The sequence below is a fragment of the Streptomyces sp. NPDC051172 genome (genome assembly GCF_040682555.1).
GTDB lineage: Bacteria > Actinomycetota > Actinomycetes > Streptomycetales > Streptomycetaceae > Streptomyces.
The window spans coordinates 1-14,208 of record NZ_JBFBBE010000176.1; the positions used below are offsets into that span (position 1 = coordinate 1).

Genomic DNA, 14,208 nt, shown 5'->3' on the forward strand with positions numbered 1-14,208 from the left:
TCTTGGTCGATCCGCTGAACAGCAGAGGCTCCACCTATATGCCCGGCCCCAGTTGACACCGACTGCGAATCCTTAACTTCGCGGCATTGCGTGATGACGCTACGGCGCTTGCGCGGGCCTACGGCCGAGGCCCGAGGCGCACAGGGGCAGCCCCGGGAATCCAGCTGTCCTCAGACGACAGCCGTCCCCGCAGGCGGACCCCGAGAGGTGATCGCATGGACGAGCAGACGAAGGCTCGGCGCCCGGTCCGAGCGAGGGCGCGCCGGGCGGACCCGCGGCCGGTCCGGGGCGGGCGGCATCGCCAGCAGCAGCCGTAGCGGCGCCGCCAGCCAGCCGGCCACGGCCCGCAGAATGCGGAAGGCGGCCTTCTCCCCGTACGCCAGCCACAGGCCGGTCAGGAGCGCGGCCAGCAGGTGGGCGGCGAGCATGCCGTACGAGGAGCCTCCGCCGTCCATCGAATGCGCCGTGTGCCCCATGTGATCCATGCGGATCATGTCCATGTGCCCCATGTCCATGGTCTCCATGCCATTCGGTGCCGCCCCGCCCGATGCCGAACCCGATGACGACTGCGCGAGGGAGAACGCCTCGTGCAGCACCGTCTGGACGACGACCACGACCGTCACGATCAGCGGCAGCCCGCGCTCACGGCCCGCCAGACACCAACCGGCGGCACCCGTCCCGGCCAGGCCGGCGGCCAGTGCCCAGGCGGGGACGTCGCTCCCCGACATCATCACGTGGCCCAGGGCGGCGAGCAGCACACAGACGGCCGCGAACACCGCGGCCCGTATCGTGCGAGAACACCACCCTGCTGTCATGGCGCCTCATCCTCGCATCCGGGCATTGGTCGTCATGTGGGGGTACGGATACCCGACGAGGACCTCACTCAATTCACGGAGTGTGATCTGCGCCACGGCAAGCCTTCCCGGCCCGGACCACCGGTACTAGCGTCTTCGCCGCACATCCCAACTCCGCGCCCTCCGGGGGACGCCATGCTCCAGACACGGGAACTCCTCGACAGCATCACCACCGCCGGTCCCCTCGGCAACGAAGTCCTCGCCCGTGCGGTGGACGTGCTCGCCGACTGCGAGCAGGCCGCCACCGCCTGCGCGGCCGGCATGCTCGCCGCGAAGGACGCCGACGAACTGCGCGCCGCGATCAGCCAGGACCAGGACTGCGCCGACATCACGGCCGTGACCCGTCGCGTCCTCACCCGCGGCAGCAGCCACGACCCCGCCCTGCTCACCGCCCAGGTCGAGGCATGTCTCATCGCCTGCCGGCGCAGCCACGAGCTGTGCGGTCAGCACGCACAGCACCACGAGCACTGCCGTATCTGCTCGGACGCGGCAGGCAAGGCCGCCGACGCCTGCCGGGAGATCCTGGTGGCCGTGCGGTCGTAGCGCCTACGACCGCACGGTCATGACGTCGGCCTGACCACCACCGCGAGCGTCTTGACCGCCGCGCTGTGCTCGAAGTGCAGCGTGAACGGCACGAGGTCGCCCGAGCGCAGACGTGCCTTGGGCGTCAGTGTGACGTCCAGGCCGACCGGGGACATGGACAGTCCCCGGCCCGCGGGGACGGCGACCGAGGTCACGTCGGCCTTGGACGCAGCGGCGCCACCGCCGAGCATGCGGTGCCGGCTGAGGTCCGGCTCCCCGCTCGTGGCGGAGGAGGTCACCCTCACCAGCCGGTCGTCCGCCCCACCGACATTGCTGACGTCGAAGAAGGCGGCGGTCTCCGAGCTGTTGCCGTACGGCAGGAAGACCCGCCCGTTCGTGATGCCGATCCGGGGCGGGCTGCCCGCCTTCCCGGCCGCGACCCACGCCGTCAGGCCGCCGAGGGCGAGGCTGAACGCGGCGACCGGCGCGATGGCGGCCAGCAGGGTGTCGGTGAGACGGCGACGGGTCGGCCGCCACAGGGACGGTGTACTCATCGCGTACGCCTCCGAGCGACGGGAGCGGACGAGGGCTGCCAACCGCGCAGCCGCAGGCTGTTGCAGACCACCAGCACCGAGCTCACCGACATGGCCGCCGCCGCGACCATCGGGTTGAGCAGCCCGACCATGGCGAGCGGCACGGTCACGACGTTGTAGCCGAACGCCCACACGAGGTTGGCGCGGATGGTGCCCAACGTGCGCCGGGCGAGCCGGACCGCGTCCGCGAGAGCCTCGATGTCGCCGCGCACGAGCGTGACGTCGGCGGCCCCGATGGCCACGTCGGTGCCGGTGCCCATGGCGATGCCGAGGTCGGCACCGGCCAGGGCCGCGGCGTCGTTCACGCCGTCGCCGATGACTGCGACCCGGTAGCCCTGCTCCTGGAGGTCCCGTACGAGTTCGGCCTTGCCCTCTGGGGTGCAGCGAGCGTGCACCTCGTCGATGCCCAGGGACTTCGCGACGGCCTGTGCCGGTGCCTCGCGGTCGCCGGTGGCGAGCACGGGCCGTACGCCCAGGCGCCGCAGCCGATCGACGGCCCGGTAGCTGCCGGGCCGTACGACGTCCCCGACCTCGATCAGCGCCTCGGCCTCACCGTCCACGTACACCAGCACCGGAGTGTGCGCCGTGGCTTCGTCCACCGACAATCCCGTGGGCAAGTCGTCGTCCGGCGCGAGGACTTCGACCAGCCGTCCCTCGACCCGGCCGCGCACGCCCCGCCCCGCTAGCGCGCGGAACTCGTCCACCTCGGGCAGCTGTGCGCCCAGCTCCCGCCGGGCGTGCGCGGCGATGGCCCGCCCCAGCGGATGTTCCGATCCCTGCTCGACGGCTCCCGCCAGCCGCAGCACCGCATCACGGCCGAGTCCGTCCGGTACGGCGGTGATCCGGGCGACGCTCATATGCCCCGACGTAAGGGTGCCGGTCTTGTCCAGGACGACCGCGTCGAGGTGCTGGAGTCCCTCCAGGGCCTGCGGACCGGTGACGAGCACGCCCAGTTGGGCGCCGCGCCCCGTGGCGGCCATCAGCGCGGTCGGCGTGGCAAGACCCAGCGCGCACGGACAGGCCACGACCAGGACGGCCACACAGGCGGTGATCGCCGCCTGCGGATCCGCCCCGGCACCCAGCCAGAACCCGAGCACCATGACGGCCAGCGCCAGCACCACAGGGACGAAGACCCCGGCCACCGAGTCGGCCAGCCGCTGCGCCCGCGCCTTGCCCGCCTGCGCCTCGGTCACCAGCCGGGCGATACGGGCGAGTTGGGTGTCCGCCCCGACCGCGGTGGCCCGTACGAGCAGCAGCCCGCCGGCGTTGACGGCCCCGCCGACCACCGCCGAGCCGGGCCCGACCTCGACGGGGTCGGTCTCCCCGGTGACCAGGGACAGGTCCACGGCCGAACTGCCCTGTGTCACCTCGCCGTCGGTGGCGATCCGCTCGCCGGGCCGTACGACGAAGACCTGGCCTACGCCCAAGTCCTCGATGGGGACGAGCCGTTCGGACTTCCCTTCCCGTACGGCGACTTCCTTGGCGGCGAGTTGGGCGAGCGACCGCAGCGCCGCCCCGGTCCCGCGCCGGGCGCGCGCCTCCAGGAACCGTCCGGCCAGCACGAACAGCGGTACGCCGACGGCCGCTTCGAGGTAGATGTGCGCCACGCCGTCCGAGGCCGAGGGCACCAGGCTGAACGGCATCCGCATGCCCGGGTCGCCCGCGCCGCCGAGGAAGAGCGCGTACGCCGACCAGGAGAAGGACGCCACCACGCCCAGCGAGACCAGCGTGTCCATGGTGGCCGCCGAGTGCCGCAGCCCCCGTACGGCCCTGGTGTGAAAAGGCCACGCGCCCCACACGGCGACCGGCGCGGCCAGCACGAAGCACAGCCACTGCCAGTTGCGGAACTGGAGCGCAGGCACCATCGACAGCACGAGGACGGGCAGCGCGAGCGACGCGGTGATCAGCAGACGGTCGCGCTCCTGACGGGCGCCCTCGGACTCACCGTCCTGCGCCTCCCCGTCCCCCGCCTCCTCGCGCCGCTCCTTCTTCGGCGGCTCGGGCAGCGCGGCGGTGTATCCGGCCTTCTCGACCGTGGCGACGAGTTCGTCGGGGCCGATCTCGGGCGGATGGCTCACCCGGGCCCGCCCGGTGGCCAGATTGACGACCGCCGTGACACCGTCCAGCTTGCCGAGCTTCTTCTCGACACGCTTCACACAAGCCGCGCAGGTCATGCCACCGACGGTCAGATCGGTGGTCATCAGGGCCACCACCGGTTCGGCGCCCATCAGTTGCCTCCCCCGTGCATGTTCCCCATGTCTTCCATGTCTTCCATCCCGCCGCTGGTGCCACCGGTGCTCGTGCCGTCGCCGGAGCCGGTCCCCGTGCCGTGCATACCGGGGGCGACGGGTCCGGCGGAGGCCCCGACGGCGTACGACACCGTGAAGATCAGGGCCAGCAGAAGAAGGAAGCCGCAGAGCGCGGGAGGCGGCACCAACTTGCGGAGCACCGCCCCCGCGCCGGGGGAGGAAGGTCGGGAGTGGTCCATCACGGGTCTCCAGATCGCGTCGTACGGCGTCGTCGGATCCAGCCGTACCGCTTCAAGAGTCGGAGCGGACGGGGCCCGAGTTCCGGGTCGAATGTGTGGCACGCGTCACGCGCAACCAGGCTGCAATCGATGGGGCTTCGCCCTGCCGGCGGATCTCCCCGGCGGCAGGGCTGACGCTCACTCGCCCCGGGATCCGGTGGCGGACCGGCCGCGCACGACGGCGAAGGCCGCCGCGGCCAGCCCCAGCACGCCCACGATCAGCCCGGCGACGCCGAGGCCCCGGGCCGTCGAGTCGCTGTTGGAAGCGGTCGACGTGGAGCTGTCGGCGCTCTTCGGGGCGGCGGACGAGGTCGCTGTGGCACTTTCGTCGTCGGCGCCCTTCGCGGTCAGCTTGAGGACCGGTGCCGGGTTCTCCGGCTCCTCGCCGCCCTTCGCGGCCTCCTCGATCCAGCGGACGGTCTTGCCGTCCGAGTACGTCTGCAGGGTCTTGAAGGTCAACTGGTCGGTGTCCTCGGGGAGTTGTCCGAAGGCGACGTTGAAGTCCTCGTAGTGACCTGGGTCGATCTTCCCGCCGGTCCAGGTGATCTCGGAGACCGCGTCGGTGATGGTGCCGTCGTCGGTCTTCACCGGCGTCTTCAGCTTGGTGTTGGTGACCTTGGCGGTCCAGCCGTCCTGCGGGGAGACGAGAACACCGAGGACGGGGTGGTCGGTCGGCAGGAAGACCTGCACCTTCGTGGTGCCGGCGCTGTCCTCCTCGTTGGGGACGCGGAAGGTGAGGACGCCGTCCGTGGCGCCCTTCGTGTAGCTCTCGGGATGGACGGTGACGTGCGCGGAGGCGATGCCCGCCGCGGTGAGGACTCCGGCGGCGGCCAGAGCCGTGACGGTTCCGGCGCGGCGCAGCGTGGTGCGTACTCGGGACATGGGTCGGTCAATCTCCGTACTGGAAAGGTGTGTTAGGTTCAGATCGGGTACGGAGTCCCGAGCGGCGGCCCACGCCGCCGCACCGCGTGCCGCAGCAGGAGCCGCCGTAGCGGCCTCGGACCGTCGGCACACCAAAGCGGTCGTACGACGTCCCGCGCGTCCGGCGTCAGTCGCGCCCCGCCGCTCACCCGCCACCAGGCGACCAGAGCAGGCACCAGTACGGAGGCCCGGCGCAGCAGCGACCACAGCGCGGCCTCGCCGCGCCGCAGCCACCAGGTCAGCGCCAGGGCCGCACCGACGTGCGCGGCGGTGGCGTGCGGCGTCAGCGCATGGGCATGGGCATGGGCGTGCGGTGCCATGCGCATGCCGTGCATGACCATCCCGCCGTGTGGCCGTACGGCGTCGAACGCGAGGTGCAGCCCGGCCTGCGCGGCCAGCGTCGCGCCACCGATGCCGGCCAGCGACCGCTCCCGGCCACCCAGCACACAGCCGGCCACGAGAACCGGCACACCGCCGGCGACCTGCACCCACACCGGCGGTGCGTCGCCCATGGCCAGCACATGCGCCCCGACGGCGAGCAGCACGCACAGCACGGCGAACACCGCCGCACGCACGCTCCGCACCGTGAGGGACACACTCATGTCGCCCGATGCTGCCATGCGTCCCGAGGATCTCCTCCCCAGCCCTCGCATGAGCACCACCGCCCGTGTCCTGCCTGGTCAATCCCGGTCAGTCCTGCCCCCTCCATACAAGTCGGACGGGGGCACCGTTCAGTTCCCGGCATCCCGGTCGGAATCGAAGCAACGGAAGCAGCTTTTGGAGCACAAGAGCGCGCCCACCCCCCGCCGTGCCCCGACACCCACCAGGGGCGCGCGTCCGTCCGGCTCACGCTGGGTATCCCCCGGGCAGTCCCCCGCCACCGCCGGCCCCGGACGCCGGCGCATCGCGGTCCCACGCCCACGGAGGTGGAGCACCATGACCGACACCAACGGCCTGGAACCCGTCGCGACATTCTGCGGCGAGTGCAACTGCGGCTGTCCCCAGCTCTTCGTCGACCCGAACGCCCCCGCCGAACAGCGGATCATCCTGACCGACGACTTCGGCCAGCGCGTCCAGATGAGCTTCGACCAGTTCTCCAATCTGGTGTCCGACGCCAAGGCGGGCAAGCTGGACGGCATCGCCCTGCCCTGAGACGTACGACTCGGACCCATGACGTGCGGTGGGCCGGGAAGCAACGAGGTCATCGTCGCTTCCCGGCCCGCCCGCGCTTCGGTCGTGGGGTGTCAGCCGCCGTCGGCCAGCCGGGTCGCCCACCTCTGTTCCACCTTGGCCACCTTCCAGTAGCCCAGCGCCGCCGCCCACACGACGACGAACAGGCCGACGATGACGTAGCCGACGTTGTCCAGGTCGAGGCCGGAGATCCAGTCCGTGACCGTGTCGGTCAGGCCGAGCTTGTCGTGCAGGACGCCGACCAGCTCGATCGTGCCGATGAAGAAGGCGACGGCGATGGACAGGCCGGTGATGGTGAGGTTGTAGAAGACCTTGCGGACCGGGTTCGAAAAGGCCCACTGGTAGGCGAAGTTCATGAAGGTGCCGTCGAGCGTGTCGAACAGGCTCATGCCGGCGGCGAAGAGGAGCGGCAGGCTGAGGATCGCGTACCAGGGCAGGCCGGCCGCGGCGCCGGAGCCCGCCATCACCATCAGCGTGACCTCGGTGGCCGTGTCGAAGCCGAGGCCGAAGAGCAGGCCGATGGGGTACATCTGGCCGGGGCGGGTGATGGACTTGGTGAGGCGGCCGAGGATGCGGTTCATGAACCCCCGGGAATCCAGGTGCTGTTCGAGCTCCGTCTCGTCGTACGTCCCGGCCCGCATCGCCCGGAACACCTTCAGGATGCCCAGCAGGGCCACGAGGTTGAGGGCGGCGATGATGTAGAGGAAGGACCCGGAGACGGTCGTGCCGATGACTCCGAGCGTCTGGTGCGTCCGCGAGTTGTCGTTCATCAGTGTGCCGGCGAGCTGGGCGCCACCCGCCACCAGCGCCGCCATCGCGACCACCACGCTGGAGTGCCCGAGCGCGAACCAGAAGCCCACCGACACCGGCCGCTTGCCGTCGGCCATCAGCTTGCGGGTTGTGTTGTCGATGGCGGCGATGTGATCGGCGTCGAAAGCGTGCCGCATACCGAGGGTGTAGGCGGTGATACCGAGGCCGATGCCGAACGCCTTGGAGCCGATCTCGTAGTGCCCGGGGACGACGAGGAGGAAAAGGATGCCGAAGGCGACGACGTGCAGGGCGGCGATCACCGCCATCAGCCCGATCGTCTTGACGGTGTCCTCGCGCCGCCAGCGGAAGGCGGCGGGCCTGACGGTATCGCGCAGAGATGGTTCGGGCAGGGTCATTCGGTCACGCTCCAGCACCTCGTGGATCACTTCGTGAGATGCCGTGGCCGGTCTCCTGGCTTGGGGGTACCTCCCGCTCGAGCGAAGTCGAGAGTGAGGGAGGGTCGTGCGTTCCCGCGCCCGCCTTCCCGGCCGCCGTACGACGGCCAGTGGCTGTCCCTTTCGGAACGTGGGCGGGGAATTCCCCGATTCACAGTGGCGAGGGCCGCGTCGGCTTCGCACCGACTTCCCGAGCACCACGGCCCGCCCACCGTAGGGGGCCCGACACTCTCCTGCATAGCTGCACAGATGCGCAGGTATGGAAGATCACATACGGGCGCCTGTAAAGATGAGCCCATGCATCTCGTCCCGGCCGACCGCGCAGACCGCCGCACCATCGACGGCCACCGGGTCTGCGACGCCATCGCCGCCATCGGCGAACCCGGCCACGTGCGCACCTGGGCCGACCGCTTCTCCCTGCTCGCCGACCCCGGACGCCTCGCCCTCCTCCTGGCCCTGCACCAAACGGGACCTCTCGCCGTCTCCGACCTCGCCGTCGCGACCGGCATGAACGACCCGGCGGTCTCCCAGGCCCTGCGCCTGCTGCGCGCCGCCGCCGTCGTGGCGGGCGAGAAGGAGGGGCGGGTGGTGCGCTACCGAGTCGTCGACCCACTCGTCGCAGACCTCTTGAAGCACTGCATCGCCGACGCCGGCTGACAGCGCCCCGGCTCCTTCCCGGGTACGGGTGATCGCCGCATCCTCGTGCTCTTTCCGCCGTCGACCGGGCATCGGCGGACAGTCAGCGAACGGCACTCTCGGCGGGCCTGCCGTCCCCGTCCGCCGTGGTGTCGTCCCCGGCCGTCCCGTCGCCGGCGAGCGGCTGAGCGCCGTAGGTGACGCGGATGACGCCGTCGGCGTGCCGCTCGGTGCTCGCCCGGACGCCGAAGACGTCCCGGAGGACCTCCGGGGTCAGCACCTCCAGGACCGGTCCCGCGGTGACCACCGTCCCCTCGTGCAGGACGACCAGGTGGTCGCAGAGCCGGGCGGCGAGGTCGAGGTCGTGCAGGACGGCCAGCGTGGTGACGCCGGTGGCGCGGATCAGGTCCAGCAGCTCGAACCGGGCGCGGATGTCGAGGTGGTTGGTGACCTCGTCCAGGACCAGAAGCTGAGGGCTCTGCGCCAACGCGCGTGCCAGCAGGACGCGTTGGCGTTCGCCGCCGGACAGGGAGGCGTAGTCCCGATCCGCGAACGGCAGGACGCCGCAGCGGTCGATGGCCTCCTCCACGGCGCGGTGGTCCTCGGCCCCGTCGCGGCCCAGCAGGCCATGATGGGGGGCACGCCCAAGGGCGACGATCTCGGTGACGGTCAGACCGGTGGTGTTGCCGCCGCTGTCCTGGAGGACCGCGGCGGTACGGCGGGCAGCAGCGCGGGCGGACAGGCCCCAGACGTCGTCGTCGCCGACCCGGACGACGCCGTCCGCCGGGCGCAGCGAGCGGTAGACGGCGCGCAACAGGGTTGATTTGCCGCTGCCGTTGGGGCCGACGAGGCCGACGATGTCGCCCTTGCGGGCCTCAAGGCTTACGTCGCGGAGGATCGGGGTGCGGTCCAGGGTGACGTGAAGCTGGTCGACGGTGAGTTTCATACGGAGTCCAGGCCCTTGTTTCGGCGCAGCAGCCACAGGAAGAAGGGGGCGCCGAGGAGGGCGGTGAGGATGCCCAGCGGCAGTTCGTTGGGGCGGTCGAGGGTGCGGGAGAGCAGGTCGACGAGGACCAGGTATACGGCGCCCAGCAGGGCGGTCAGGGGCAACAGGCGGCGGTGGTCGGCGCCGATGGTCAGCCGTACCAGGTGGGGAATCATGAGGCCGACGAAGCCGATGCTGCCCGAGACCGCTATGACCGTGCCGGTCAACAGGGCGCTGAGGACCAGCAGGACGGCCCGCAGCCGGTTGACGTCGACGCCGAGCGCGGTGGCCGACTCGTCGCCGGCGAGCAGCACGTTGAGCCGGCGGCCGAAGAGGGACAGTAGGGCGGTGGTGGCGAGCACGACGACGGTGACGGTGGGGAGTTGGTCCCACTGGGCCCCGGCGACGCTGCCAAGCATCCAGAACATGACTGTCCGCAACTCGTTGGGCGTCGCCTGGAGTTGCACGTAACTGGTCGCGGAGAGGAAGACGTAGCCGACGGCAACGCCCGCCAGCACCAGCCGGGTCGGCGCCATCCGGCCCCGCCGCTGTCCGAGCGCGAAGACCAGCGCGCCCGCGGCCATCGCACCGACGAAGGCCGCCGCCGACACTCCGAGCCCGGTGAGCGCCATGCCCCCGCCGAGAGTGATGACGAGGACGGCGCCGAGCGTGGCGCCGTAGGAGAAGCCGAGCACGATGGGGTCGGCCAGCGGGTTGGACACCACGGTCTGCAGCACCGCGCCGGACACGGCCAGACCCGCGCCGACCAGGGCCGCCAGGACCACTCGTGGGGTACGGAAGTTCCAGACGATCTGGTCGAGCGCGGGGTCGGAGGGCGCCGACCCCGCGCCGGTGACGTGATGCAGGACGATTCCCCACACGTCACCGACGGGTACGTTGACCGCGCCGATGCTGATCGCCACGATCATGGTCGCGAGCAGTGCGACGGGCAGGAGCGTGAACGCCAGCGGGAGCTTGAGCCGGGTCAGAAGGCGTCCGGGTGCAGCATCTTGGCGACCTGCTCCACCGCCACGTCGTTGCTGGGGCCCAGGTACATCGAGTCGGACAACGTCACGTACGTGTTGTTCTTGGCGGCCGGCCACTGGGGGAACTCCTTGAACAGCTTCTTGGCGTAAGCCGCCGGGTTGGGGTCGTTGTAGCCCATGACGACGACGGCGTCGACGTCGGTGGCGGCCACCTTCTCCTTGCTCAGGTCGGCGAAGGTGGTCTTGGCGGTGTTCTCGAAGGCGTTGGCGCCACCGGCCTTGGCGAGGATGTCGTTGACGATGCCGTGGGCGAAGACCGAACTGAAGTCGTTGCTGCCCATGGTCATGTTGGAGAAGAGCACCATGACCTTCGGCTTCTTCTCCCCCTTGACCTTGTCCGAGACGGCCGCGATGTTCTTCTCGGAGGCGGCGATCAGCTTCTCGGCCCGGTCACTGACGTTGAAGACCTTCCCCATGTCGCGCAGCAGCCGGTAACTGTCGGCGACGGTCATCTTGGAGGGGTCGTCGTCGCAACCCTGCGGGGAGACATAGCTGTTGGCGCCCACCTGCTTCAACTGCTCGCGGGTGGCGAAGCCGTTCTTCTGGTCGAAGCCGTACGTGGTGACGGACAGGACGAGATCGGGGCGCAGGCCGAGCATGGCCTCACGCGGGACGTCGTAGGCGTCGTTGAGCTTGATGTCCCCGGTGGGCAGCTTCTTGATGGCCGCGGCCCGGCCCGCGACCTCGGACATGCCGTAGCTCTGCTCGTTGGCGACGATCCTGTCGCCGAGGCCGAGGGCGAGCAGGGTGGAGACCTCGGCCACGGAGGCGCCGTTCATCACGACGACCCTGCTGGGGGCCTTCTTGAAGGTCTCCTTCTCACCGCAGTTGTCGAGCGTGACCGGGTAGCCGGCTTTCGCGGCCGCGGCCTCGGTGGTGCTGTCGCCCGCCTTGTCGTCGGACGACGAGCCGCACGCTGTCGTGAGCAGACAGAGGGCAGCGGCCAGGGCGGCAGCGGCCGGCCGGTTCATCGACATGCGGGCTCCTTGTGTACGGGCCGTGGTCAGGTGCTGAAGGGTTCCGGTGCATTAGTCGCGGCGAAGTGGGCGTGAGTTCCCGGAAGTTGTGGACTGTTCGGCGAGGTCCCGGACCGGGTCGCCCTGGACGATCCCCGTGCCTGCCTGGCATGCACGAGGTGTTGCCGCCCGCGTTGCACGGCCACATAGATCCGGGTGCGGCCCTCACAGGCCACCGCTGTGGTGTCGGGCCGACGGCCGGCGTGAAAGCAGATTGCCGCCGCGGGTGCGGCCGGTCACCGAGCGGAGCTCCACCTCGCCGTGGCATCCCGGGGGTTGGCCGAACGTCGGAAGTCCGATGCGGAGCGGCGATGAGCATGCCCGGGAACTGACGGCGGCGGAGGGCGGCGCGGTCAGTGGCGGGAGCGGTGGATCAGGGTGCGGTCGTCTCGGACCAGCAGGGTCACCGGCAGTTCGACGAGCAGTCGCACGAGGGCGTCCCGATCGGCCCGGTGCCGGTCCGTCTGTTCCTTACTTCCCTGCCGAGACAGTCGTGGAAGCCTCGGGTGACCACGGGTACTCGAGTACGTGGGACACCTTCCGGGCGATGTCGGTGCCTTCGAGACGGTCGATGAGGTGAAGCGCCATGTCGATCCCGGCGGCCACCCCCGCACTGGTCACGATCTGCCCGGTGTCGACCCACCGAGCGCCGGTCCGCACATCGACGTCGGGATGCCGGGACACGAGGCCGTCGATCTCGCTCCAATGGGAGGTCGCGGGGAGCCCCGCGAGGAGCCCGGCCGCCGCGAACACCAGAGAGCCGTTGCACACGGACGCCAGGAGCGTGCCGTCGGCCGCGAGGGACCGCAGCCGTGACAGGTGCGTCTGGTCCTCCCGGAGAGTCTCGACGCCTGCACCACCAGGATGAATGAGAAGATCCGGCCTCGGCCCGTCGTCGATGGCGCCATCGGGCGTGAACGTCAACCCGAGGCTGCAGCGCACCGGCCGTCCGTCGATGCTCTCGGTGCGGACGACCACGTCGCGTTCGGTCAGCTCCTGCCAGAACCGGAGCGTCTCCCACGGCCCGACCGCGTCCAGTTCCTCGACGCCCTCGAACAACAGCACCGTGATCCGGTACGGAACCGCATCGCTCAACATCCTCGGTCTCTCCCCTGGCAGCGCTGACGACCTCGTTCCACAGATTGTGGAACGCCTTCACTATCCAGGGGTCCCACAGCGGCCGGAAGTGGCAGAAGTGCCCTCCGGGGATAGATTTCCGCCATGACTTCCGCCATGACTGTTCCAATGGCATCCGAGCAGCTCGTCGGGCGGCACCGCATCGCCGTGCTCGCACTCGACCGAGTGCTTCCGATGGAGGTCGGCATACCGTTCCACATCTTCAACCAGCCGGAGTTGCCCTACGACCTGCTTCTCTGCGGCCGCACCGCGGGTCCCGTCGAGACGGCCAACGGCTGGCCGCTCATCGCCACATACGGTCTTGACGCGGTCCGCTCGGCGGACACCGTGATCGTGCCGGCCTTCCACGGCTCTCCCGACGGTGTGCCGGAGGACGTGGCGACCGCACTGGCCCAGGCACACCGAGAGGGCGCCCGCATGGCCTCGATCTGCACCGGAGCGTTCGCGCTCGCCTCCGCGGGGCTGCTCGACGGTCGGCAGGCGACGACGCACTGGCGCTACACGGACGACCTCGCCCGGCTTCACCCGAAGGTCGAGGTCGACCCCGACGCGCTCTACGTCGACACCGGAGACGTCATCACCTCCGCCGGCGTCGCCAGCGGCATCGATCTCTGCCTGCACCTCCTGCGCCGCGATCACGGATCGGCCGTCGCGAACGCCGTGGCGCGCGAGATCGTCGCCGCACCGCACCGGGACGGCGGGCAGGCTCAGTTCATCGAACGACCGCCGGTCCCACCGCACAGGACGGGCTTCGGCCCGACCCTGGAATGGGCGCTGAACCGCCTGGACCAGCCGCTGACGGTCGCCGGCCTGGCCGCACACGCCCGGCTCTCCACCCGGACCTTCGCCCGCGCCTTCGCGGCGGAAACCGGAACCACCCCGATCAAATGGCTCAACGCGGCACGCGCCGACCGGGCACGCGAACTCCTCGAAACCACCGACGCGACCATCGACCACATCACACAGCTCTGCGGGCTCGGAACCCCGGCGAACTTCCGGCAGCACTTCCGCCGCGCCACCGGGATCACCCCCAGCGAATACCGCCGGATGTTCGCCGCCACCCGGCCTGTTGATCCGAAGCGGTAGGCGTGCCCTCCGGGGGCGCCCCGAGGCCCTTTTTCCGAGCGGACCCTGTTCGCCCCTCGCCGTCACAAGCGGCCTGAGCAGCACCTCAGCCCACCTGACACCCCATCAGAACGAGCGTCAAATGAGCGTCATTTCAGCGTCAAGATATCGCCCGTAACGCCCACACCGCACATAATGCACACATATAAAACCGCAGGTCAGGAGCCCTTACCGGCAGGTTCGAGGATCGCCACGCACTCCAAATGATGCGTCATCGGAACAGCGTCAGGCCCTACGCCTTCCCCTCTTCGGCCAGGCGAGCCGCCGGGCACCGCGACGCTCACCGCACCACCCGGATTCGCAAAGTGCGCCAACGGCAAAGAGCGCCGTGTGCCCCTCACCCCAAGCCAGTTCACTCAGCCTCGATCCACCGCGTGATAGTCGGCCTGTGGACAGAGGAATAGGAAGAGGTGCCTGCTGACCTGCGATGATGGGAGTTCCTACGCTTCC

Annotated in this window: 15 protein-coding genes and 1 riboswitch; of the genes, 4 read left to right on the top strand and 11 right to left on the bottom strand. The window is 70.2% G+C overall.

All coding sequences use genetic code 11. The features are described from left to right. Positions 1-170: 170 nt before the first annotated feature. The gene (locus AB0N07_RS46690) at positions 171-815 is read right to left on the bottom strand and encodes a hypothetical protein (protein WP_365846364.1); all 645 of its coding nucleotides are present in this window, start codon (positions 813-815) and stop codon (positions 171-173) included. 174 nt (positions 816-989) lie between these two features. Here AB0N07_RS46690 and AB0N07_RS46695 point away from each other — a divergent pair, with 174 nt between their 5' ends. Beyond that, positions 990-1,397: a hypothetical protein gene (locus tag AB0N07_RS46695; RefSeq protein WP_365846366.1), complete on the top strand. Its 408-nt coding sequence runs from the start codon at positions 990-992 to the stop codon at positions 1,395-1,397. A 17-nt stretch (positions 1,398-1,414) separates the two neighbouring features. On the opposite strand, the gene AB0N07_RS46700 is transcribed toward AB0N07_RS46695, so the two are convergent. From AB0N07_RS46700 to AB0N07_RS46720, 5 genes are all read right to left on the bottom strand, one after another. Then, a complete protein-coding gene (locus AB0N07_RS46700) occupies positions 1,415-1,930 on the bottom strand; it encodes a copper chaperone PCu(A)C (protein ID WP_365846368.1) in 516 nt (171 codons plus the stop codon). Continuing rightward, a complete protein-coding gene (locus AB0N07_RS46705; RefSeq protein ID WP_365846370.1) occupies positions 1,927-4,197 on the bottom strand; it encodes a heavy metal translocating P-type ATPase in 2,271 nt (756 codons plus the stop codon). The genes AB0N07_RS46700 and AB0N07_RS46705 overlap by 4 nt, the downstream gene beginning before the upstream one ends. Next, on the bottom strand, positions 4,197-4,457 hold the full coding sequence (locus AB0N07_RS46710; protein WP_365846372.1) for a hypothetical protein: 261 nt from the start codon (positions 4,455-4,457) through the stop codon (positions 4,197-4,199). The genes AB0N07_RS46705 and AB0N07_RS46710 overlap by 1 nt, the downstream gene beginning before the upstream one ends. A gap of 177 nt (positions 4,458-4,634) precedes the next feature. After that, positions 4,635-5,378, bottom strand: coding sequence for a YcnI family protein (locus AB0N07_RS46715; protein WP_365846374.1), 744 nt, complete (start codon positions 5,376-5,378; stop codon positions 4,635-4,637). Between the two features lie 38 nt (positions 5,379-5,416). Continuing rightward, complete coding sequence (locus tag AB0N07_RS46720; protein WP_365846376.1) at positions 5,417-6,019, bottom strand: hypothetical protein; 603 nt, start codon at positions 6,017-6,019, stop codon at positions 5,417-5,419. A 334-nt stretch (positions 6,020-6,353) separates the two neighbouring features. On the opposite strand from AB0N07_RS46720, the gene AB0N07_RS46725 reads away from it, so the two are divergent. Further along, on the top strand, positions 6,354-6,569 hold the full coding sequence (locus AB0N07_RS46725) for a hypothetical protein (RefSeq protein WP_365846378.1): 216 nt from the start codon (positions 6,354-6,356) through the stop codon (positions 6,567-6,569). A 92-nt stretch (positions 6,570-6,661) separates the two neighbouring features. Here AB0N07_RS46725 and AB0N07_RS46730 read toward each other — a convergent pair whose 3' ends face one another. Further along, on the bottom strand, positions 6,662-7,774 hold the full coding sequence (locus AB0N07_RS46730) for a HoxN/HupN/NixA family nickel/cobalt transporter (RefSeq protein WP_365846380.1): 1,113 nt from the start codon (positions 7,772-7,774) through the stop codon (positions 6,662-6,664). Positions 7,775-7,801: 27 nt separating this feature from the next. Next, positions 7,802-8,030: riboswitch (cobalamin riboswitch) on the bottom strand. An 80-nt stretch (positions 8,031-8,110) separates the two neighbouring features. Here AB0N07_RS46730 and AB0N07_RS46735 point away from each other — a divergent pair. Next, positions 8,111-8,470 carry a metalloregulator ArsR/SmtB family transcription factor gene (locus tag AB0N07_RS46735; RefSeq protein WP_365846383.1) on the top strand — a complete coding sequence of 120 codons (360 nt, stop codon included), beginning with the start codon at positions 8,111-8,113 and terminating at the stop codon, positions 8,468-8,470. A gap of 82 nt (positions 8,471-8,552) precedes the next feature. Here the strand turns inward: AB0N07_RS46735 and AB0N07_RS46740 are convergent, their stop codons facing one another. The 4 genes from AB0N07_RS46740 to AB0N07_RS46755 all read right to left on the bottom strand — a co-directional run bounded on the left by AB0N07_RS46740 (position 8,553) and on the right by AB0N07_RS46755 (position 12,594). Next, on the bottom strand, positions 8,553-9,395 hold the full coding sequence (locus tag AB0N07_RS46740; RefSeq protein ID WP_365846385.1) for an ABC transporter ATP-binding protein: 843 nt from the start codon (positions 9,393-9,395) through the stop codon (positions 8,553-8,555). Then, positions 9,392-10,363 (bottom strand): iron ABC transporter permease, encoded by a 972-nt coding sequence (locus AB0N07_RS46745; protein WP_365846387.1) that lies wholly within the window; start codon positions 10,361-10,363, stop codon positions 9,392-9,394. Before AB0N07_RS46745 ends, AB0N07_RS46740 begins: the two co-directional genes overlap by 4 nt. 56 nt (positions 10,364-10,419) lie before the next feature. Next, complete coding sequence (locus AB0N07_RS46750; RefSeq protein WP_365846389.1) at positions 10,420-11,457, bottom strand: ABC transporter substrate-binding protein; 1,038 nt, start codon at positions 11,455-11,457, stop codon at positions 10,420-10,422. 510 nt (positions 11,458-11,967) lie between these two features. Then, positions 11,968-12,594: a DJ-1/PfpI family protein gene (locus AB0N07_RS46755; RefSeq protein WP_365846391.1), complete on the bottom strand. Its 627-nt coding sequence runs from the start codon at positions 12,592-12,594 to the stop codon at positions 11,968-11,970. Between the two features lie 147 nt (positions 12,595-12,741). Here AB0N07_RS46755 and AB0N07_RS46760 point away from each other — a divergent pair, with 147 nt between their 5' ends. Next, positions 12,742-13,719, top strand: a complete 978-nt coding sequence (locus AB0N07_RS46760) for a helix-turn-helix domain-containing protein (RefSeq protein ID WP_365846393.1) — start codon at positions 12,742-12,744, stop codon at positions 13,717-13,719. Positions 13,720-14,208: the final 489 nt, after the last annotated feature.

Bases quoted from the DNA above. Each gene is read 5' to 3' on its own strand.
- AB0N07_RS46690 (WP_365846364.1), bottom strand. From the start codon at position 815: ATGACAGCAGGGTGGTGTTCTCGCACGATACGGGCCGCGGTGTTCGCG.
- AB0N07_RS46695 (WP_365846366.1), top strand. From the start codon at position 990: ATGCTCCAGACACGGGAACTCCTCGACAGCATCACCACCGCCGGTCCC.
- AB0N07_RS46700 (WP_365846368.1), bottom strand. From the start codon at position 1,930: ATGAGTACACCGTCCCTGTGGCGGCCGACCCGTCGCCGTCTCACCGAC.
- AB0N07_RS46705 (WP_365846370.1), bottom strand. From the start codon at position 4,197: ATGGGCGCCGAACCGGTGGTGGCCCTGATGACCACCGATCTGACCGTC.
- AB0N07_RS46710 (WP_365846372.1), bottom strand. From the start codon at position 4,457: ATGGACCACTCCCGACCTTCCTCCCCCGGCGCGGGGGCGGTGCTCCGC.
- AB0N07_RS46715 (WP_365846374.1), bottom strand. From the start codon at position 5,378: ATGTCCCGAGTACGCACCACGCTGCGCCGCGCCGGAACCGTCACGGCT.
- AB0N07_RS46720 (WP_365846376.1), bottom strand. From the start codon at position 6,019: ATGAGTGTGTCCCTCACGGTGCGGAGCGTGCGTGCGGCGGTGTTCGCC.
- AB0N07_RS46725 (WP_365846378.1), top strand. From the start codon at position 6,354: ATGACCGACACCAACGGCCTGGAACCCGTCGCGACATTCTGCGGCGAG.
- AB0N07_RS46730 (WP_365846380.1), bottom strand. From the start codon at position 7,774: ATGACCCTGCCCGAACCATCTCTGCGCGATACCGTCAGGCCCGCCGCC.
- AB0N07_RS46735 (WP_365846383.1), top strand. From the start codon at position 8,111: ATGCATCTCGTCCCGGCCGACCGCGCAGACCGCCGCACCATCGACGGC.
- AB0N07_RS46740 (WP_365846385.1), bottom strand. From the start codon at position 9,395: ATGAAACTCACCGTCGACCAGCTTCACGTCACCCTGGACCGCACCCCG.
- AB0N07_RS46745 (WP_365846387.1), bottom strand. From the start codon at position 10,363: ATGATCGTGGCGATCAGCATCGGCGCGGTCAACGTACCCGTCGGTGAC.
- AB0N07_RS46750 (WP_365846389.1), bottom strand. From the start codon at position 11,457: ATGTCGATGAACCGGCCGGCCGCTGCCGCCCTGGCCGCTGCCCTCTGT.
- AB0N07_RS46755 (WP_365846391.1), bottom strand. From the start codon at position 12,594: ATGTTGAGCGATGCGGTTCCGTACCGGATCACGGTGCTGTTGTTCGAG.
- AB0N07_RS46760 (WP_365846393.1), top strand. From the start codon at position 12,742: ATGGCATCCGAGCAGCTCGTCGGGCGGCACCGCATCGCCGTGCTCGCA.